Genomic DNA, 19787 nt, shown 5'->3' with positions numbered 1-19787 from the left:
AGGCCGCGGGGCCCACCTGCGGCATGGACGACAGGAGCAGGTCACATGACGGAATCGGGATCGAAGCCGCTCGCGGGCAGGACGATGATCATGTCCGGCGGTAGCCGGGGCATCGGCTTGGAGATCGCCAAGCGGGCCGCGGCCGACGGCGCGAACATCACGTTGATCGCCAAGACCGATCAGCCGCATCCGAAGCTGCCCGGCACCATCCACACCGCCGCGGCCGAACTCGAGCAGGCGGGCGGCCAGGTGCTGCCGTTCGTCGGCGATGTGCGCAGCGACGAGTCGGTGGCCGAGGCCGTGCGACAGACCGTCGAGCGGTTCGGCGGCATCGACATCGTGGTGAACAACGCGTCGGCGATCGACCTGTCCCCCACCGACCTGCTGCCGATGAAGAAGTACGACCTGATGCAGGACATCAACTGCCGCGGCAGCTTCCTGCTCGCCAAGCTGAGCATCCCGCACCTGCGCGCGTCGGCGGCCGCGGCACGCAACCCGCACATCCTGACCCTGTCGCCGCCGCTCAACCTCGACCCCAAGTGGGCGGGCGCCTCGCTCGGCTACACCATCGCCAAGTACGGAATGTCGCTCACCACACTGGGTTTGGCCGAGGAACTGAAGAACGACGGCATCGGTGTCAACTCGCTGTGGCCGCGCACGACGATCGCCACCGCCGCCGTCAAGAACCTGCTCGGCGGCGAGGAGATGATCGCCACCTCGCGCACCCCCGACATCTACGCCGACGCCGCCTACCTCGTGCTCACCTCCCCGGCCAAGGACACCTCGGGCAACTTCTTCATCGATGACGACGTCCTCGCCGCCCACGGCATCACCGACCTCGACAAGTACCGCGTAGTCCCCGGCGACGGCCCCCTGACCACCGACCTCTTCCTCTAGCACCGGCTTTCGGGAGACGAAGCGAGCCGCCCGGCACGGGGCCGGGCGGCTCACGGGTGAGATCGGTTGGGGCAGGGGCTATTGCGGCTTGATGCCGTAGAGGCGTTCCCAGTTGGCGCGGCTGGTGAGTTCCGGAACCGCGGCGCGGTACTGTTCCTGGAGGGTCGGCAGTTCGTTGCGCAGCCGACGCAGGACACGGATGGTGCGGCGCAGGAGCTGACGGGCACGGGCCTTGTCCCGCTGCCGGACGCGCACGCCCGACTGGGAGGCGTCGGTGACCACGACGTGGTCGAACAGCGAGACATGCCACCAGTGCGCGTCCTCGCGGGTGACGCCGATGACGCCGTGCTGGGTGCGGCCGAACCACTGGTTGATGGCCCGCTTGAACAGCACGAGCAGCGGACGGCTCGGTTCGCCGGTGGCGCGGCGTAATTGGATGTCACCGGAACGCACCGGCGGGGTCGCGGCCGGATGCTTGATCGTCTCCGCGTAGTCGGCGCGGCTGGTGCGCGCCGCCGCGAGCGCGGCGATACCGCCGTCCCGCAACACCTTCGGCCCCTGCAGGAAGTCCTCGATGCCCTGCAACGTGGTGTGCACCAGGCCGTACTGCATGGCGACCAACTGCTCGCCGAGCTCCCGGAACAGCTTGCGGGTGATCGCTTTTCCGTCCAGGTCGGCGTGCAGCGCGCCGACGATCAACGAGTTGCGCGTGCTGAAGTAGCGCGCCCAGTCGTCGTAGTCCTTCCAGTAGAAGTCCGCGTGCCAGACCGCCGCGTTCGGCAGGGTGACCGTGACGAAGCCGTGCTCCCTGGCCCGGATGCCGTATTCGACGTCGTCCCACTGGAAGAAGATCGGCACCGGCAGCCCGATCTTCGCGACCACCTCGGCCGGGATCAGGCAGGTCCACCAGGCGTTGTAGCCGGCATCCACCCGGCGCTCCTGGTTGCGCTTGAGCATGCTGGTGTTGCGCAACGCCTTCGGCACCTTCTGCCCGTGCCGCAGTTGTTGCAGGTGCACCTCTTCGGCGCCGACGTTCAGGTAGTCGGGGTTGAGCAGGAACAGCATCTGCGCACCGACCAGGGTCGGTTCCACCGTCATGTTGGCGAAGGCGTTGAGCCGCAGCACGGTTTCGGGCTCGCAGAGGATGTCGTCGTCCATCAGGATGACGTCGGCGTGCTCGTTGGCAGCCGACACCTCGTAAAGCCCGCGGGTGAAACCGCCGGCCCCACCGAGATTCGGCTGCCGGATGTAGCGCAGCTTGTCCCCGAAGGTCGGCACTACCTCCTGATACAGCGGCCGATCCTGCACCAGGTCGGTGCCCTGATCGACGACGTACACCGCGTCGATCGCGCCGAGCACGACCGCGTCGGAGGCCAGCGCCGCCACGGTGTGCGCGCAGTCCTCGGCACGGTTGAAGGTGCAGATGGCGATCGCGACGGGGCGGATCCGCTCGGGTGCCGCGGTGCTCCAGCTCACCTCGGAGATGCCGAGATCGCCACCGACAGCGTCGAATTCGAGCCAGATCGCGCCGCCGTCGACGTACTGATCCAGGGTGGCCGCCAACGTCACCGGCCCGCTCGCGCCGACCTGGGCGGTGTCGATGATCCGGCGATGCCCCGCGATGTCGGAGGCGACCAGCCGGATCTTCGCCTTCTTGACCACGTCCAGCACCATGTCCACCCGCACCTCGGTGACGGTGGTCCAGCGCTGCCAGTAGCTGGCCGCGAAACGGCCGAAGTAGGTATTGGTGTGCGCGGCGGCGCCCTTTTCCAACCGCAGCACCTGACGTTCCCGGTGGGCGCGTCCCTTGACGACGGCATACAGCTCGTCGCTGACCTTGGCCGACGGGCCGGTGAAGATGCCGCGCTGCAGCACCAGCCGGTCCGGCGCCCGATGGTCGGAGCGCAGCGAAGCCGGGGCGTCAACGGCCATCGCTCGATCTTTCGTTTCGGTAACGGCCTGGGTAGCCGACTGCTCCATGAAGTCCTCGAAATCGTTTATCGTGCCGGACGGGACAAACACGCCCCTGGATGCCGTTCGCGGCGGGGGTGAGAATATCAATCACCCGCTATAGCTGCCTGCTCAGGCGGGGTGCCACCGCACCCCATGCTATTGCTGAGAATTCGCTGCGCCGGCACCGTCGGTCGCGTCGGCGCGCTTGTCCGCGCCGGTGAAAACGAACTTGTCGTAGGCCCAGTAGCGGAACACCACGGCCACGATCTGCCCGATGAGAGTGCCGGAGATGTTGTCCGACAGTGGCGAGGACAGGTCGAGCACATACCGGGAAAAGCCGAGGCAACCCAGTTGCAGGCCGATCGCGACGACATTGAACACGGCGTAGAGCAGATATTCGCGCCCCGGATTGTCGGTCTTCTTGTGCGCGAAGGTCCACCACTTGTTGCCGAAGTAGGTGACCACCGTCGCCACCGCGATCGCGATGATCTTGGCGGGCAGCGGGTAGCGATACAGCAGACCCTCGCCGCCCCAGAAGACCAGGAGGTTGTAGGTGCCCGCGTCGACGAGAAACCCGATCGCGCCGACCACCAGGAACGCACTGCCCTGCCGCAGCGCGGTCAGCACCTTGCGGACCATCGATCCCTCGGCGGACACGGTCTCGCCCGCCCGCGCGGTCGACTCACTGGTTGGCACGGCCCGACGGTACCGCAGGGCCGCGGCTACCGAGCACGCCGCGAAATTCCTCGGTCGCGGCGGTGAGGTCGGGCACGCGTCGCGGGTAGGTTCCCTGTACCCTCCCGGTGTTCCCACATTCACCACCGATCGCGAGGATTGACCCGGGTGGACTCCACCGAGCTTCGTATTGCCGCAGTGGTGCCGTGCCACAACGAAGAGGCTTCGGTCGCCAAGGTCGTCGCCGACCTTCAGGCCGCCGTGCCGGGGATCGTTGTCTACGTCTACGACAATCTGAGTACGGACAAGACCGCCGAGTGCGCCCGCGCCGCCGGGGCGATCGTGCGCCACGAGAACACCAAGGGCAAAGGCAATGTGGTTCGCCGCGCCTTCGCCGACATCGAGGCCGATGTCTATCTGATGATCGACGGCGACGACACCTACGAGGCGTCGGCCGCGCCGCTGATGATCAAGACGCTGCTCGACGGCCCCTACGACCATGTGCTCGGCGTCCGCAGGCAGGACGAGAGCGGGTCGGCGTACCGTGCCGGCCACGAGACCGGGAACAAGGTGCTCAACGGCGTAGTCGGGCAGGTGTTCGGCGAGAACGTCGAGGACATGCTGAGCGGGTTCCGGGTGTTCTCCCGCCGGTTCGTGAAGAGCTTCCCCGCGGTCTCACGCGAGTTCGAGATCGAGACCGAGTTGACCGTGCACTCGCTGCATCTGCGGGTGCCGCGCACCGCGGTGCCGGTGGGTTTCCGCGACCGGCCCGCGGGCAGCGAGAGCAAGCTGCGCACTTACCACGACGGATTCAAGATCCTGGCGCTGATCATCGGCCTGGCCAGGCACGAGCGGCCGGTCGCGTTCTACGGCCTGTTCGGCACGCTGAGCTGGCTGGTCTCGATCATCCTGAGCATCCCGATCGTGGTCGAGTTCTACAACACCGGTGAGGTGCCGCGGTTCCCGACACTGTTCCTCGGCTTCACCCTGCTGTTGCTCGGCAGCCTCGCCTGGACCGCGGGCCTGATCCTGGACGGCATCCGGCGCTCGCGGCACGAGGCCGCGCGCCTGGTGTACCTGCGCTACTCCGCGGTGAGCGCCGACGATATCCATCCCAACGGCGACGGCGGCACCGGCGGAGCCGGACGGTGACCGCCTCGGCGGACAGCACGACGGCCGCGCCCAGCGAAGCGAATCCAGCTCCGGCGCAAGCCGAGACGGCGACGACCGACGGCGCGCCGTCGACACCCGAGGCGCCGAAGGCCGCGTGGTCCTCGATCGGCGCGCGCGTTGTCGAACGCTGCGGGGCGGCGACCATCGCCTTCACCGTGCTCGTCGCGATCTTCGGCGGGCTGTTCACCGTGCTCACCCCACCGTTCTGGGGCCACGACGAGATCACCCAGTTCGGCCGCGCCTATCAGGTCGCGCACGGCGGGTTCCTGCCGCAGCGCATCCACGACGACCGCGGTGTCGCCTATGGCGGCGAGGTCCCGGAGAGCATCACCGCCCTGATGGGCTACGCGCTGACGGACTACACCACCAACCCCGACGAGCCGGACAACATGGTCGCCGACCCCGGCGCCTACGACCGGCTCGGGGCCGCGGCGGTCTCGGAGGCGACCGAACCGGTCTGGTTCACCAATACCGCCGCGTACTCGCCGGTGCCGTACATCCCCGCCGCCATCGGTATTCGGCTGGCCGAGGCGTTCGGCCTCGACGTCGGCGGGATGATCGCGCTGACCAGGCTGGCCGGCCTGCTCTGCTATCTCGCCGTGGTCGGCTTCGGGCTGTACGCGCTGCGCGAGCACCGGGTGCAGTGGCTGGCGTTCACCGTCGCGGTGCTGCCGATCGCGGTGTTCCAGGCGGGCACCGTCACCGCCGACACTATGACCAACGCGCTGGCCATCCTGGTATCGGCGCTGCTGGTGAAGGCGCTGTTCCTCGGTGCGCGGCTCGGCCGGGTGGAAACCGGTGCGCTGCTGGCCGCGACGGTGCTGTTGCCCGTCAGCAAGCCCACCTATGTGCTGCTCGCGATGCTGGTGGTGCTGGTGCCTGCACAGCGGTTCGGCTTCGCGGGCTGGCAGCGCGCGCTGCCCTGGATCTTCGCGGCGGTGGGCGGCATCGCCTTCGCCGTGTGGATGAAGATCGCGGCCCCCACCGGCGACGGCATGGGCCTGATGCGCCCCGAGCACCAGTGGCGCTCGGTGCGACCGGCCGATCAGCTGCACGGAATCCTCACCGACCCAGGACATTTCGTCAGCGTGTTCGGCGAGAGCATCGCGCTGCGCGACCAGCGGTGGTTCAGCCAGTTCTTCGGTGAGCTCGGCTTCGCCTACATCGACGTCCCGGCGCTCACCATGCTGGCCTGCCTGTTCGCCTTCGCGGTGAGCATCGGCATCGCCGACCGGATGACCGCGGCCACCTTCCGCCGCACCCTGATCGTCGCCCTCACCGTCGCGGCCAGCGTCGCGATGATCTATGTGACGCTGTACATGTCGTTCACCCCCGTCGGCTACTACATCATCGACGGCGTACAGGGCCGCTACTTCGTGCCGCTGGCGATCGTCGCCTTCGCGGTCCTGCTGCGCTGGATGTCCTTGCGCCTCACCGACATCGCGGGCCGCACCCCCACCCTCGGGCCCGCGGTCACCATCATCGTCGCCACCGTCATCGCCCTGACCGCCGCCGTCTGGAAGTACTACGACATCGTCTGGGGCTGAACCGTCTGCTCGCCCGCGGCGGCGTAGGCCTGTTCGGTGATCGCCTTCTGGGGGCGCCACCAGGCCTCGTTGTCGCGGTACCACTGGATGGTGGCGGCCAGGCCGGCGCGGAAGTCGCTGTAGCGGGGGGTCCAGCCGAGTTCCTCGCGCAGCAGGGTGGCGTCGATGGCGTAGCGCTGGTCGTGGCCGGGGCGGTCGGTGACGTGGTCGAAGTCGTCGGGGTCGCGGTCGAAGGCTTCCAGAAGCAGGCGTACGACGGTCTTGTTGTCGTGTTCGCCTTGCGCGCCGATCAGGTAGGTCTGCCCGATGCGGCCGCGCTCCAACACATCCCATACGGCGCGGTTGTGGTCGTCGACGTGGATCCAGTCGCGCACCTGGTGCCCGGCGCCGTAGAGCCGGGGGCGCACGCCGTCGATCAAGTTGGTGATCTGGCGTGGGATGAACTTCTCCACGTGCTGATACGGCCCATAGTTGTTGCTGCAGTTGGACAGTGTGGCGCGCACGCCGAAGGATCGGGTCCACGCGCGCACCAGCAGATCGCTCGAGGCTTTGGTGGCCGAGTACGGGCTCGACGGGTTGTACGGGGTTTGCTCGGTGAACGCAGGCGCGTCGGGGGTGAGGTCGCCGTAGACCTCGTCGGTGGAGACGTGGTGGTAGCGCACGTCGTATCGGCGCACCGCCTGCAGCAGTGAATAGGTGCCGACGATATTGGTCTGCACGAACGGCCATGGTTCGGCGAGGGAGTTGTCATTGTGGGATTCGGCGGCGAAATGCACCACCGCGTCCACACCGCTGACGAGTTCGTCGACCAGGTCGAGATCGGCGATATCGCCGTGGACGAAATCGATACGGTCGGCCACTTCGTCCAGGGATGCCTTATTTCCGGCATACGTCAACGCGTCCAAAACGGTGACGGTGGTGTCCGGGCGATCGACCACGGTCGACTTGACGAAGTTCGCCCCGATGAATCCGGCTCCGCCGGTGACAAGCAATCGCACCCCCCGACTCTACGTCGGCCAGTGGGGGCAGGTCGGGCACAACGCGAAGACATGGCAATCCGCGCGAAAAATTGCCACAGTTGCACTCTGTGACCTTCGTCTCCCCGCATCGAGGCCCCGAGGCGATGCCCAGTCGGGCGGCAGCGCCAAAACCCAGACAGTAGTGCACATTTCGGACAACGCACCGATGCACGAGGCGCCGCGGTGAACACAATTTGAATTAAGCGTCACAACCGGTTCACCACTCGTTAGCTGGTCTGGATTTCCATCATCTGGTCCCCTCCAACGCTTCGCATCGAGGTTCTCCAAGAAATGCTGATGAGGAAATTCGCCGCCACCTCGGCACTGCTGATCGCCGCCCTCGGCGTCACCGCGGGCGCCGGTAACGCGGCACCGGCCGCCGCGGCCGACAACGAGGCCGTCAACTTCACCGCGCACGCCACCGACACGCAGACCATCATCTCCACCGACGCCGGCTCCATGACCGTCGAGGACGGCATCTTCAAGATCAAAGCCGCCAACGGCGCCACCATCGCGGGCACCGATCTGCATTTCCGGGTCGATGACTTCGAATTCCCCATCGCCGCCGATATTTCCGAGCGCACCGCGACCTTGACGCCCGAGTTCGACATGGCCAAGGCGGTGTACAAGCCCGTCGCCATGCCGTTCGAGGACAAGGCGCCCTGGAAGAGCGAGTACGACCGCGAGCAGGCCGCCTTCAACCGGCTGAAGGACACCATCAGCATGGGCGCCACCATCGGCACCCTGGTCGGCGGTCTCGGCGGCGCGGCCGTCGGCTGCGTGCTCGGCGGCATCATGGGCGCTACCGCGGCCTCGGCCACCATCGTCGGCCTGTTCGGCCCGTTCATTCCCGCGGCCGCCATCGGCTGCCTCGGCGGCATCATCGCCGTCGGCGCGCTCGGCACCATCGCGGGCCAGATCTTGATCACCGCCCCGGTAGCCATCGGTGCGGCGATCCAGTACTTCGCCACCACCACCAGCCCCTTCACACCACCGGCGAAGTAGCTCGATCCCTGACGCGCACAACCGGATAACCCCGGCCTGCCGCCGACACCTGGATAAGGACGTGGAAATGTTCATCAAGAAACTAGCTTCGATCTCGGCGCTGCTCATCGCCGCGCTCGGCGTCACCGCGGGCACCGTGCACGCGGCGCCCGCCCCCGAGGAGGCCATCAACTTCACCGCCGAGACCGTCGACTCGAGCTCGATCATCAAGACCGATGCCGGCTCGATGGTCGTCGAGGACGGCATCTTCAAGATCAAGGCGGCCGACGGCACCGTGGTCGCGGGCACCCCGCTGCACCTGCGGGTCGACGACTTCGAATTCCCCATCGCCGCCGACATTTCCGGGCACACCGCGACGCTGACCCCGCAGCTCGACATGGCGCAGGCGACCTACAAGCCGGTCGCCCTGCCGTTCGAGGACAAGGCGCCGTGGAAGACCGAATACGACCGTGAGCAGGCGGCCTGGAGCCGGATGACCAGCACCATCAGCATGGGCGCCACCATCGGCACCCTGGTCGGCGGCCTCGGCGGCGCGGCCGTCGGCTGCGTGCTCGGCGGCCTGCTCGGCGCCACCGCGGCCTCGGCCACCATCGTCGGCCTGTTCGGCCCGTTCATCCCGGCCGCGGCGGTCGGCTGCCTCGGCGGCATCATCGCGGTCGGCGCGCTCGGCACCGTCGCCGGCCAGATCTTCGTGACCGCCCCGGTCGCCATCGGCGCGGCCATCCAGTACTTCACCACCATCAACGAGCCGCCGCTGCCCGCCAAGTAGGCGAAGCCGAACACGCACAACCGAATACCGCGATACCCGGACGGCCCGGCGCCGTCCGGGTATCGCCACGTCGCACGAAACCGCTTGCCACCGAAGGTGTCCGGGCAGGCGACGAGCCCCGTCCCGGCCACAGCGGAACGGGGCTCGCCTCGACAGGGCGGGCCGCGCTATGCGGTCCGCGCCTGCTGGTTCTCCTCGATCCTGGCCCGGACGAACCGCGACACCCGCGCCAGCGCGGCCCGGCTCTCCGGCAGGTTCGGCGCGATGCTCATGAAGGCATGCACCTGACCGCGCCACAGCTCCACCGCGTTCGGCACGCCCGCCGCGGTGAGGCGCTGGGCCATCAGCTCGCAGTCGTAGCGCAGCACCTCGTCTTCGGCCGCGATCAGCAGCACCGGCGGCAATCCCGCCAGCATCCCGTTCACCGGGGAGAGCAGCGGATCGAGCTTGCCGTCCACCTCCGCGCCGATCCGGACAACGGCCGCCAGCGCGAGCAACGGAATGTACGGGTCACGGCGCACATTGACGTGCCCGCGCTTGGCCGCGTAGTCGAGATCGAGCAGCGGGCTCAGTCCGACCAACCCGGCAGGCGCGGGCAGGCCGACGGCCAGCGCGCGCAGTGCGGTCGCGAAAGTCAGGTAGCCGCCCGCGGAATCACCGGCGAAGACGATCCGGCCGGGATCGGCCCCGCGCGCCAGCAGCCAGCGGTACGCGGTGAGACAGTCCTCGACCGAATCGGTGATGCGGCGACCGGGCAGTTGCCGATAGTCCACGTTCACCACCGGCAGGCCGGTGCGCCGGGCCAGACTCGCGGCGACCGGGCGGTGGGTGCGCAGTCCGCAGACGGCGAAGCCGCCGCCGTGCATGTACAGCACCGCCCCGTGCCGCAGCGCCCGTGCCGCGCCTGCGGGCCGCACGATCTCCATCCGGAAACCGTTGAGCGACACCCGCTCCCGGTCGATGCCGGTGGGCTCCGGTCGCAGCCGGGCCAGCGTATCGATCGCGGCGGCACCGATCGGGATGGTGGCGCGGGTGATCGGCGCCGCGCGCAGGGCGGGACGGATGACGCCGAGGCACGCCGCGAGCAGCAGCCGGGCGGGCGCGCTCAGGGTTTCCGGATTCATGACCATGCCGGGATCGCCGGCTCGACTGGTAGCCATCGCGCACCTACCTCACCCACTGGCGCGCCGATTCCCGACCGGACGGTCTCAGGCGAGCTGTCGGCGCTGACATCTCACACGATGTTGTTTCAAAACAACATGTGTTGTGTGACCTAAGCAACAGAATCACCACCCCACCGGCCCGCGAAACCACGAAAACCGATTCCGTGACCAATTCGAAAGGCCGCCCGTACGAAACCCGCGCTCCCCTGGCAGACTCCTCGGCATGCGCGGAATCATCTTGGCGGGCGGCACCGGTTCCCGGTTGCACCCGATCACGCGCGGGGTGAGCAAACAGCTGGTCCCGGTCTACGACAAGCCGATGATCTACTACCCGCTGTCCACGCTGATGCTCGCGGGCATCCGGGACATCCTCGTCATCACCACGCCGGGCGACGCCGCCGCGTTCACCCGGCTGCTCGGCGACGGCACCCAGTTCGGGCTCTCGATCAGCTACGTGGTGCAGCCGGAGCCGGACGGGCTGGCGCGCGCCTTCGTGCTGGGCGCCGAGCACATCGGGACCGACACCGCGGCGCTGGTGCTCGGCGACAACATCTTTCACGGGCCGGGCCTCGGCACCAATCTGAATCGCTTCACCGCCATCGACGGCGGTGCGGTGTTCGCCTACTGGGTGTCGGATCCGACCGCGTACGGCGTGGTCGAGTTCACCGGCGGCCGCGCGGTGTCCATCGAGGAGAAGCCGAAGGCGCCGCGGTCGAACTACGCGATACCCGGGCTGTACTTCTACGACAACGACGTGGTCGAGATCGCCCGCACGCTGCGCCCTTCGGCGCGCGGCGAGTACGAGATCACCGATATCAACCGGGCCTACCTGGAACAGGATCGGCTCCAGGTCGACGTGCTCGCGCGCGGCACCGCCTGGCTCGACACCGGCACCTTCGACTCGCTGCTGGACGCCGCCAACTACGTGCGCACCATCGAAGAACGACAGGGCCTCAAGATCGGGGTGCCCGAGGAGGTCGCCTGGCGGATGGGCTACATCGATGACGAACAGCTGTGCAAGCTCGCCGAACCGCTGGTGCGCTCCGGCTACGGCAGCTACCTGCTCGATCTGCTGCAGCGTGGACGGGATTGGTGAGCATGGAGTTCCGTGAACTGGCCGTGCCCGGCGCATGGGTGATCACCTCGCGCCAGCTCGGTGACGACCGCGGGATGTTTCTGGAGAGCTTCAAGGCCTCGGAGTTCGAGAAGGCGACCGGCCGCGCGCTCGATCTGCGCCAGGTGAACTGCTCGGTCTCCGCGGCGGGCGTGCTGCGCGGCATCCACTACACCGAAGACCCACCGGGACAGGCGAAGTACGTCACCTGTGTGCGCGGTGCGTTCCTCGACGTAGTGGTCGATCTGCGCCCCGGCTCACCGACCTACGGCCGGTGGGACAGCGTGCTGCTCGACGATGTCGACCGGCGCTCGATGTTCCTGTCCGAGGGGCTCGGTCACGCCATTCTGTCGCTGGCGGACAACTCCACGGTGACCTATCTGTGCTCGCTGGAGTACACGCCCGAATTCGACAGGGAGATCGACGCTTTCGATCCTCGGCTGGGCATCGACTGGCCGACCGTCGGGCGGGACGGCACTCCGCTCACGTTCATCCGTTCCGCCAAAGACGCGGCGGCGCCGCCCTTTTCCTGACCCTGGACACAAAACAGCCGACCGGCGGCACCCAGTGGTGCCGCCGGTCGGCGGTATCACGGTCGAACAGGTCAGCCGACGAGCTCGAGCTCGCGTTCGGCGGCCGGTTCGGCCTGCTTGCTCCGCTTGCCGAAGAAGGCCGAAAGCGCGACCAGCGCACCGACGATCGAGACCGCCGCCGCGAAGATCAGGCCGGGACGGTAGGTGTCGAGCATCGCGGCGGGCGAGGTTCCGCCGTGTGCGCCCGAGGCGATGATCGCGGTGGTCACCGCGAGCACGATGGCGGCGCCGACCTGCATGGAGGTCTGTAGCACGCCCGCCGCGAGGCCCTGTTCCTCGTCGTCGATCCCGTTGGTCGCCTGAATGTTGATGGCGGGGAAGCCGACCCAGCCGATGCCGATCAGCAGGATCGCGGGCAGCAGCATCGTCCAGTAGGACGGCGCGGTGTCCAGCCGCAGGAACAGCAGGTAGCCGACGGCCATCACGGCCATGGTGACGCCGATGATCGGGCCGGTGCCGAACCGGTCGACCAGCTTGTCGGAGAACACCGCGGACAGCGCGACCATCAGGCCGACCGGCAGCAGCGCCATCGACAGCTTCAGCGGCGACCAGCCCAGGGTGTCCTGCATGAACAGGGTCACGATGAACTGCCAGCTGAAGTAGGAACCGGCCACCGCGACGATCGCCAGGCTGGCCCGGACCAGCGAAACCTTACGCAGGATGCCCAGGCGCACCAGCGGGTGCTTGACCCGCCGCTCCACCGCGATGAACGCGGCGAACAGCACGAGCACCGCGACGAACGAACCGAGGGTCCGCGCCGACGCCCAACCCGCTTCCGGCGCCGTGACCACGGTGTAGACCAGCAGCAGCATGGCGGAGGTGGACAGCAGCGCGCCGAACAGATCGTGGCCGCCCTCCTCGGCGGGCTTGTCCTTGGGCACCAGGAACCAGGCGGCGGCCAGCGCGGCCAGCGCGATCGGGACGGGCAACAGGAAGGTCCAGCGCCAGCCGACGCCGGTCATCAGTCCACCGAAGAGCAGACCGGACGAGTAGCCGCCCGCGCCGAACACGGTGTAGATGGACAGCGCCTTGTTCCGGGCCGGGCCCTCGGCGAAGTTGGTGGTGATGATCGACAGGCCGGTCGGCGCGGTGAACGCGGCCGCCAGACCCTTGATGAAACGGGTGAGGATCAGCAGCGGTCCGCTGCTCACCAGGCCACCGGCGAGCGAGGCCAGGGCGAACACGGCCAGGGCGATCAGGAAGACCTTGCGGCGGCCGAACAGGTCGGCGGTGCGGCCACCGAGCAGCAGCAGGCCGCCGTAGCCGAGGATGTAGCCGCTCACCAGCCACTGCAGAGTCGAGGTCGACAGGTCGAGTTCGTTGCCGATGGACGGCAGCGCGACACCGATCATCGATACGTCGAGGCCATCGAGGAACAGCACGATGCACAGCGTGATCAGCATGCCCCACAGGCGGGTAGTCCATCGGGTCGGATCGGTCGCGGGTGCGGCCGCCAGGGTTGCTGGTGAAGTCATGCGGGGTACATTACATGCGCACGCATTAAATGCCAACACATCTAATGCGGTTGCATAGATCGCCCGGGGTCACTAGGATGGGGCCATGTCGAAGCCGTCGGCAATCGAGACAGCCCGGTGCACCGTCGCGCCGTCCGGGCTGGTGGACGAGTGGCGTGTACTGCTCGACCGGCATGCGACGGTGAGTTGCGCGCTCGAAAAAGCGCTGCAGGGACAGCATCGAATCGGGCTCAGCGAGTTCGAGACGCTGGACCGGCTGATCGATGCCAACTGTGGCGACTATCGAATGAGCGATCTGGCCAACGACATCTATCTGAGTCAGAGCGCACTCTCGCGGGCGGTCGCCCGGCTGGAGCGCGACGGCCTCGTCAAGCGCACCATGTGCCGCGAGGATCGGCGCGCCGTGTTCGTCTGCCTCACCGACAAGGGCCGCGCGGTGTACGAGCGGGCGCTGCCGACCCATCGCAGCGTGCTGGCCGAGAGCTGGGGCAAGCCCGGCCGAAAGTGCTGAGCCGCCGCACGATTCGGCGCCGTGCCCGCCCCGCCGTCAGAACACGCGACTGCTGCGCGCCTGCTCGATGTCCTCGCGCGCGTCCACCGCGGCCGCTTTGATGTTCGCCAAAGCCCTTCGGTAGCGGTCGATCTCGTTTTCCTTGTCCAGGTAGACCGGTCCGGTGAAGGCCTCGACGTAGACCACCGGCGGCTCCGGCGCCTGACCCGCGCGCAGTTCGGGGAACTCGAGCAGGACGAACCGTCCCGAGTCCATGCCGTCGTGATAGCCGGAATCCGTTGGCACCACTTGGATTCGCACGTTCGGCAGGTCGCACATGCGCCGCAGATGCTCCAGCTGAGCCGCGGTCACCGCGTCGCCGCCGATGCGCCGCCACAGCACCGACTCGCCGATCACCACGTCGAGGTGCAGTGGCGCGTCGGCACGGGTGACCATGGCCTGGCGCGCCATGCGCAGCTGCACCCGCCGGTCGATCTCGTTCGCCGGCATGTCGGGGCGCGCCGCGCTGAGCAGTGCGCGCGTGTAGGCCTCGGTCTGCAAGAGGCCTGGCACGACTTCGCTCTCGTAGGTCGACAGCCGCGCGGCCGCCTCCTCCAGCCCGATGTAGACCTCGAACCCCTCCGGGATCACGTCGCCGTACGCGGTCCACCAGCCACGGGCCTTGGTCTCCCGCGCCAGGGCCGTGAGCGGTCCGATCACATCGGATGGGGCGCCGTAGACCTTGCACATCGCCTCGACGTCGAGGCTGCGCAGCGAGGTCTGGCCGGTCTCGATCCGCCAGATCTTCGCCTCCGACCATTCCAGTTGCTGGGCAGCGGTTCTCGTGGTCATCCTGGCGCGATTGCGCAGATCGCGCAGATGGCGGCCGAGTTGCCGCCGGGGCATGGTCGATCCAGTTGTCCCCTGCGGTAATGCCATAGGTGTTCCCCCCTTGTCGCCGAGCATCGGGCACCCCGGCCGATCCACTCCGAATGACCGGCAGCGTGCCCCGCACTATCAGACAACCATCCGGCCGCGGCCGTGGCGTCCAAACGGCATTGTTTCACAGCGAAACAAGCCCGGGTCAGCATGGGCGACACCACAACCCGGGGAACCGGCAGACCGCGGCCGCGGCGCGGCGCGGCGCGGCGGCTTATCGCCGGGTGCCGCGTTTGCGGAATCGCCAGAACTGCACCGCGCGAACGTCTTCGGAGAGCTGATTGACCGGCTCGGCGACATCGGAGAGCGCCTGGAACAGATCGTCGGCCAGCTCGCTGATGTGCTCGACCCTGGTCGCCAGTCGCGAGGCGTTCACCAGGAACTCGAGCAGCAGCCGGACGGTCGCGGCGATGGTCAGCCCCAGCGGCACGCCGAGCAGCGCGGCCAGCACGCCGAGCACCGCCGACACCCGCCACATGAGCACGGTGAGCGCGATGGGCACGGCGAAGGCGAACACGAGCCCGAGCATGTAGGCCAGCGGCAGCAGGGTGCGGGTGGCGGGACGCCGGAACTGCACGTCCAGCAAACCGCGAGCCGCCGCGACGCTCCACTGCCCGAACGCGCGCGGACTCTCGAAGGGTTCCGGCGCCACTTCCGGCGCGACGGGATCGGTGCGCGCGAACTTCCGTGCCGCGGATTCCCGCCAGGTGATCGAGCGCGATTCGGCGTCGAACTCCGCCGGGTCCGGCAGCGGAGTGCCGTGGGGTCCATCACTCATGGCAGGAAATCCTTCCCGCAATCGCGCGCACGGGCCAGCGGGGATTCCCGGGCCTGCCGATACGTCACATCATCCTCACACCACCGTCACCCGATACCCAGGATTCACTCAGGGAGCTCCCAGGGAAAGGAAAGGTCAGCGACCGAAAGTGGTGGTGGGACAACGATTCCGGATGGAAAAACCCACGTTATAGCGAGCGGCTTTCAGATACCTCTGGAAGAGACGTGAGCAACAGTCGTGAAGAAGTTTTGAAGATCGCGTAACGCAGTGGATGGCCACCACCGATACGACCCATGAATGCAGGACCCAGATCTACCGGGGAATGGAGAAAGACAGTGCGCACCACGTTTCCGACTTCCGTCTCGGCGGCTGCCATGACCGCCGCAGCGCAGGAATACACCCAGCGCGGATGGACGGTCGCCGAAACGGCCAACGGTCTTTGCCTGATCACCGATGACGACCTTTCGGCCATCGAGGTCAGCGGCGACCTGGCCGGCCAGGTCCGCCGCTTCCTGCGAGCGAACAACCTGTCCGGACCGGTCATCGAGATCCCCGGCACCGAGCGTCGCGAGATCCACCTGGTCACCGGCGTCCGCAAGGCCGCCATGGCGCTGGCGGCGCTGACCGCCGCGGGTGCCGTTGTACACACCGACGGCGCGGGCGTCCCGCTGCCGCCCACCCAGCTCTCGGCAGGCTCGGCCTGCTGGGGGGTCGCACCCACCGAGGCCCGCTGGGTTCCGCCGGTGGTTGCGCTCAGCGCGGCCGTTCGTGCCGCGACCGCAGGCAGCAAGACGCAGCTCACCAGCGTCGCCTGCTGACATATCGCACTACCTGCTGAACCGCACTACCTGCTGAACACAGACCGGGACTGGGACTGCCCGGACTGCACGACCGATATCCGCCAACCAGCCGGCCTGCACCGGCGTGCGGATATCGGTCGTTTCGCGTTGCCGCCCCGGTGTGACGGCGATCTCGATTACGCTATGGATTGAGACACTCGGGACGTCACGACTGAATTCGCGCGCACGCGGGTCAGCCCGGCCGATGCGCCACCCCGCCGCGCACCGCGGCCACGCCGCGACGCTCGAGTCCAGCCGGAACTCTCGAAAGAGGCGCACGAGCATGGCCGACGTCAGCGATCACCGCAACCTGTTGCGCACCTGCCCCCTGTGTGAGGCGGTGTGCGGACTGGAGCTCACGCTCGATCCCGACGACCGTGTGACCTCGGTGCGCGGCGACAAGGCCGACCCGTTCAGCAAGGGATTCCTCTGCCCCAAGGGCGCCAGCTTCGGCCATCTCGACGACGACCCGGACCGGGTGCGCGAGCCGATGATCCGCGATCGGGCCACCGGCACCTGGCGCACCGCCACGTGGGACGAGGCATTCGATCTGATCGCCGAGCGCTTCCCGCAGGTCGTCGCCGAGCACGGAAAGCAGTCCGCGGCGGCGTATCTGGGCAATCCCAATGCCCACACCGTGGCGGGCGCGCTGTATGTCCCGGTGCTGCTGCGGGCGATGAGCACCCGCAACATCTTCTCCGCGAGCACCGCGGACCAGATGCCGAAACAGGTGGCCAGCGGGTTGATGTTCGGCGATCCGCTCACCGTCGCGGTGCCGGATCTGGATCGCACCGACTACTTGCTGATGCTCGGCGCCAACCCGCTCGAATCCAACGGATCCCTGTGCACCGCACCGGATTTCCCCGGCAGGCTCAAGGCGCTACGGCGCCGCGGCGGGCGCTTCGTGGTGGTCGATCCACGCGTGACGCGCACCGCGAAACTGGCCGACGAGCACCTGTTCATCCGGCCGGGCAGCGACGCCTACCTGCTGTTCGCCATCGTGCACACGCTGTTCGCCGAGGAGCTCGTCGATATCCGGCTCGAGGTCGCGGGCCTGGCCGAACTGCGCACGGCCGCGGCCGCGTTCAGCCCGGACGCGGTGGCGGCGCGGACCGGGGTGCCCGCCGCGACGGTGATCCGGCTCGCCCACCAACTCGCCGCCGCGCCGAGCGCCGCCGTCTACGCCCGAATCGGCACCTGCACAGCGGAATTCGGCACCATCACGCAGTGGCTCGTCGACGCGATCAACGTGTTGACCGGCAATCTGGACGCGCCGGGCGGGGCGATGTTCGCGACCGCGGCGGCGGGCGGCATCGCGCGCAGCAAGCCGTTCCGGCCCGGCCGGTGGACCAGCCGGGTCCGCGGCCTGCCCGAGGCGATGGGCGAGTTGCCGGTGGCGACCCTGGCCGAGGAGATCCTGACCCCGGGCGAGGGACAGATCCGCGCGCTGGTGACGGTCGCGGGCAATCCGGTGCTGTGCGCGCCGAGCGGCGCCCGGCTCGACGTCGCCTTCGCCCAGCTCGATTTCATGGTCAGCGTCGATCGGTATCTCAACGAAACCACCAGGCACGCCGACGTGATCCTGCCGCCGCCGCGTCCGGTGCAGTCGCCGCACTACGACTTCGCGCTGTTGCAGTTCGCGGTGCACAACTATGCGCGGTACTCGCGGCCGCTGGTGCCGCTCGGCGCGCAGCTGTCGGAGTCGGCGGTGCTCACCAGGCTGGCCGCGGCGGTATCGGGCATGCCGCACGCGGGCGCCGACGGGGTCGACCCGTTGACCGGCGTCGACGAGCTGATCATCGCGGGCATGCTGCACAAGGCGGGCATGTCGCATCGGCGCGCGGAATTGATCGGAGCCGACACCACCGAGCAGCGCATCGACCTGATGCTGCGACTCGGGCCCTACGGCGAATGGGCCGGTGGACATCTGAATCTGCAAGTGCTGCTTGATAATACACACGGCGTCGACCTCGGTCCGCTGCGGCCGAAGCTGCCGGGCGCGCTGCGGACCGAGTCGAAGAAGGTGGAACTCGCGCCGCGGCAACTGCTCGACGACGTGGCCAGGATGCACGCCCGGCTGGCCGACGCCGCACCCGAGGTGGTCCTGATCGGGCGGCGGCAGCTGCGCTCGAACAACAGTTGGATGCACAACATCGGGACGCTGGTGAGCGGCTCGAATCGCTGTACGCTGCAGATCAATCCGGTCGATGTCGCGCGGCTCGGACTGCGCGAGCACGCCGTGGTGAAGTCGGCGGCGGGCATGCTGACGGTGCCGCTGGAGCCGACCGACACGATCATGCCCGGGGTGGTGAGCCTGCCGCACGGCTGGGGCCACATCGACAGCACGCAGAGTGTCGCCAAGGAGCACGCCGGGGTCAACGCGAACGTGCTGACCGACGACTCGGTGGTCGACGTCCCGTCCGGCAACGCGGTCTTCAACGGCGTGCCCGTCACCTTGACGCCGGCCTGAACCACGCGCAGAAAACACCCGTTCCCGCAGCCCGATTCGGACGAAGAATTCCGGCCGGTCGGAATGCGGCTATCTCATGGAAACCCTTGCGCTAATTAGGCATTCAGTGCATTCTCAACGTGGATTTCGTAGTTTTGCCGAGCCGAATCGGAATAGGATGGGCAGGATTTCGGTTTAGTCGCGGGGCGCGATCTCAACCCTCGACGGAGCCCGATTCCGCCTACCAGAGGGAGCACCAATGCCCGGCGCCCAGCACGGCAGCGACGGCGAACGCGAGCTACAGGATAGGTACGGCACCCAGGACAGAGCCGCACGCTTCTACAACGATCAGGTGCTCGATCACCTGAACCCCACCATGATCGAGTTCATCGGCCGGATGGAGATGGCGTTCATCGCCACCGCGGACAAACACGGCGAGTGCGATGCCAGCTTCCGCGCGGGCGAACCCGGTTTCCTGCACGTCATCGATGAACGCACGATTGCTTATCCCGAATACCGCGGCAACGGCGTGCTCGCCAGTCTGGGCAACATCCTGGAGAATCCGCACGTAGGCATCCTGCTAATCGATTTCGTGCGCGATCTGATCGGCCTGCACATCAACGGCTCGGCCCGGATCGTCGCCGACGATACGCTGCGCAAGCTCACCCCGGCGCTGCCCGCCAACGCCAAGGGCCGCACCGCGCAGCGCTGGGTGGTCGTCGATATCGAAGAGGCGTATATCCACTGCCGCAAGCACATTCCCCACCTCGTGCCCGCCGCCCGCGAACAGCGCGAATGGGGCACCGACAGCACCCGCGCGAAGGGCGGGGACTACTTCGGCGCCAAGGCACAGGGCCGCGACCTCGCCGAGGCACTGCTCACGAACCGCTGAGCGACCCTGCCCCCGAT

18 protein-coding genes are annotated in these 19787 nt (G+C 67.9%); 11 read left to right on the top strand and 7 right to left on the bottom strand.

Going from position 1 to position 19787, the window contains the following annotated elements; all coding sequences use genetic code 11:
• The first annotated feature begins 45 nt into the window (after positions 1 to 45).
• Positions 46 to 897, top strand: a complete 852-nt coding sequence (locus F5X71_RS01210; RefSeq protein WP_167460273.1) for an SDR family oxidoreductase — start codon at positions 46 to 48, stop codon at positions 895 to 897.
• A 78-nt stretch (positions 898 to 975) separates the two neighbouring features.
• Here F5X71_RS01210 and F5X71_RS01205 read toward each other — a convergent pair whose 3' ends face one another.
• Both F5X71_RS01205 and F5X71_RS01200 read right to left on the bottom strand, forming a co-directional pair.
• A complete protein-coding gene (locus F5X71_RS01205) occupies positions 976 to 2877 on the bottom strand; it encodes a glycosyltransferase (RefSeq protein WP_167460272.1) in 1902 nt (633 codons plus the stop codon).
• Positions 2878 to 3006: 129 nt separating this feature from the next.
• Complete coding sequence (locus tag F5X71_RS01200; RefSeq protein WP_238815668.1) at positions 3007 to 3546, bottom strand: GtrA family protein; 540 nt, start codon at positions 3544 to 3546, stop codon at positions 3007 to 3009.
• A 147-nt stretch (positions 3547 to 3693) separates the two neighbouring features.
• On the opposite strand from F5X71_RS01200, the gene F5X71_RS01195 reads away from it, so the two are divergent.
• Positions 3694 to 4677, top strand: a complete 984-nt coding sequence (locus F5X71_RS01195) for a glycosyltransferase (protein ID WP_167460271.1) — start codon at positions 3694 to 3696, stop codon at positions 4675 to 4677.
• Positions 4674 to 6245: a DUF2142 domain-containing protein gene (locus tag F5X71_RS01190; protein WP_238815667.1), complete on the top strand. Its 1572-nt coding sequence runs from the start codon at positions 4674 to 4676 to the stop codon at positions 6243 to 6245. The genes F5X71_RS01195 and F5X71_RS01190 overlap by 4 nt, the downstream gene beginning before the upstream one ends.
• Here F5X71_RS01190 and rfbB read toward each other — a convergent pair.
• Positions 6224 to 7243 (bottom strand): dTDP-glucose 4,6-dehydratase, encoded by a 1020-nt coding sequence (gene rfbB / locus F5X71_RS01185; RefSeq protein ID WP_167460270.1) that lies wholly within the window; start codon positions 7241 to 7243, stop codon positions 6224 to 6226. The genes F5X71_RS01190 and rfbB overlap by 22 nt on opposite strands.
• 312 nt (positions 7244 to 7555) lie before the next feature.
• On the opposite strand from rfbB, the gene F5X71_RS01180 reads away from it, so the two are divergent.
• Positions 7556 to 8269: a hypothetical protein gene (locus tag F5X71_RS01180; protein WP_167460269.1), complete on the top strand. Its 714-nt coding sequence runs from the start codon at positions 7556 to 7558 to the stop codon at positions 8267 to 8269.
• A 67-nt stretch (positions 8270 to 8336) separates the two neighbouring features.
• Positions 8337 to 9038, top strand: a complete 702-nt coding sequence (locus F5X71_RS01175) for a hypothetical protein (protein ID WP_167460268.1) — start codon at positions 8337 to 8339, stop codon at positions 9036 to 9038.
• Positions 9039 to 9205: 167 nt separating this feature from the next.
• Here the strand turns inward: F5X71_RS01175 and F5X71_RS01170 are convergent, their stop codons facing one another.
• Entirely contained in the window at positions 9206 to 10198 is a 993-nt protein-coding gene (locus tag F5X71_RS01170; RefSeq protein WP_167460267.1) for an alpha/beta hydrolase, read from the bottom strand.
• Positions 10199 to 10424: 226 nt separating this feature from the next.
• Between F5X71_RS01170 and rfbA the strand changes: the two genes are divergently transcribed.
• Entirely contained in the window at positions 10425 to 11297 is an 873-nt protein-coding gene (gene rfbA / locus F5X71_RS01165; protein WP_167460266.1) for a glucose-1-phosphate thymidylyltransferase RfbA, read from the top strand.
• A gap of 2 nt (positions 11298 to 11299) precedes the next feature.
• Positions 11300 to 11848, top strand: a complete 549-nt coding sequence (locus F5X71_RS01160; RefSeq protein WP_167466104.1) for a dTDP-4-dehydrorhamnose 3,5-epimerase family protein — start codon at positions 11300 to 11302, stop codon at positions 11846 to 11848.
• A gap of 71 nt (positions 11849 to 11919) precedes the next feature.
• Here F5X71_RS01160 and F5X71_RS01155 read toward each other — a convergent pair whose 3' ends face one another.
• Positions 11920 to 13383 carry an MFS transporter gene (locus F5X71_RS01155; RefSeq protein WP_167460265.1) on the bottom strand — a complete coding sequence of 488 codons (1464 nt, stop codon included), beginning with the start codon at positions 13381 to 13383 and terminating at the stop codon, positions 11920 to 11922.
• 85 nt (positions 13384 to 13468) lie between these two features.
• Here F5X71_RS01155 and F5X71_RS01150 point away from each other — a divergent pair, with 85 nt between their 5' ends.
• Positions 13469 to 13894, top strand: coding sequence for a MarR family winged helix-turn-helix transcriptional regulator (locus tag F5X71_RS01150; protein WP_167460264.1), 426 nt, complete (start codon positions 13469 to 13471; stop codon positions 13892 to 13894).
• A 36-nt stretch (positions 13895 to 13930) separates the two neighbouring features.
• Here F5X71_RS01150 and F5X71_RS01145 read toward each other — a convergent pair whose 3' ends face one another.
• Together F5X71_RS01145 and F5X71_RS01140 are read right to left on the bottom strand one after the other, a co-directional pair.
• The gene (locus F5X71_RS01145) at positions 13931 to 14812 is read right to left on the bottom strand and encodes a helix-turn-helix domain-containing protein (RefSeq protein WP_167460263.1); all 882 of its coding nucleotides are present in this window, start codon (positions 14810 to 14812) and stop codon (positions 13931 to 13933) included.
• A gap of 214 nt (positions 14813 to 15026) precedes the next feature.
• On the bottom strand, positions 15027 to 15590 hold the full coding sequence (locus F5X71_RS01140; RefSeq protein ID WP_167460262.1) for a DUF4282 domain-containing protein: 564 nt from the start codon (positions 15588 to 15590) through the stop codon (positions 15027 to 15029).
• A gap of 335 nt (positions 15591 to 15925) precedes the next feature.
• Between F5X71_RS01140 and F5X71_RS01135 the strand changes: the two genes are divergently transcribed.
• The 3 genes from F5X71_RS01135 (at position 15926) to F5X71_RS01125 (ending at position 19770) form a co-directional block, all read left to right on the top strand.
• Positions 15926 to 16408 (top strand): hypothetical protein, encoded by a 483-nt coding sequence (locus F5X71_RS01135; RefSeq protein WP_167460261.1) that lies wholly within the window; start codon positions 15926 to 15928, stop codon positions 16406 to 16408.
• 304 nt (positions 16409 to 16712) lie between these two features.
• Positions 16713 to 18899: a molybdopterin-dependent oxidoreductase gene (locus tag F5X71_RS01130; protein WP_167460260.1), complete on the top strand. Its 2187-nt coding sequence runs from the start codon at positions 16713 to 16715 to the stop codon at positions 18897 to 18899.
• A gap of 238 nt (positions 18900 to 19137) precedes the next feature.
• A complete protein-coding gene (locus F5X71_RS01125; RefSeq protein WP_167460259.1) occupies positions 19138 to 19770 on the top strand; it encodes a pyridoxamine 5'-phosphate oxidase family protein in 633 nt (210 codons plus the stop codon).
• The last annotated feature ends 17 nt before the right edge of the window (positions 19771 to 19787 follow it).

It is taken from the genome of Nocardia brasiliensis (assembly GCF_011801125.1).
GTDB lineage: Bacteria > Actinomycetota > Actinomycetes > Mycobacteriales > Mycobacteriaceae > Nocardia > Nocardia brasiliensis_C.
This window is presented reverse-complemented; position numbering and strand designations above follow the sequence as displayed.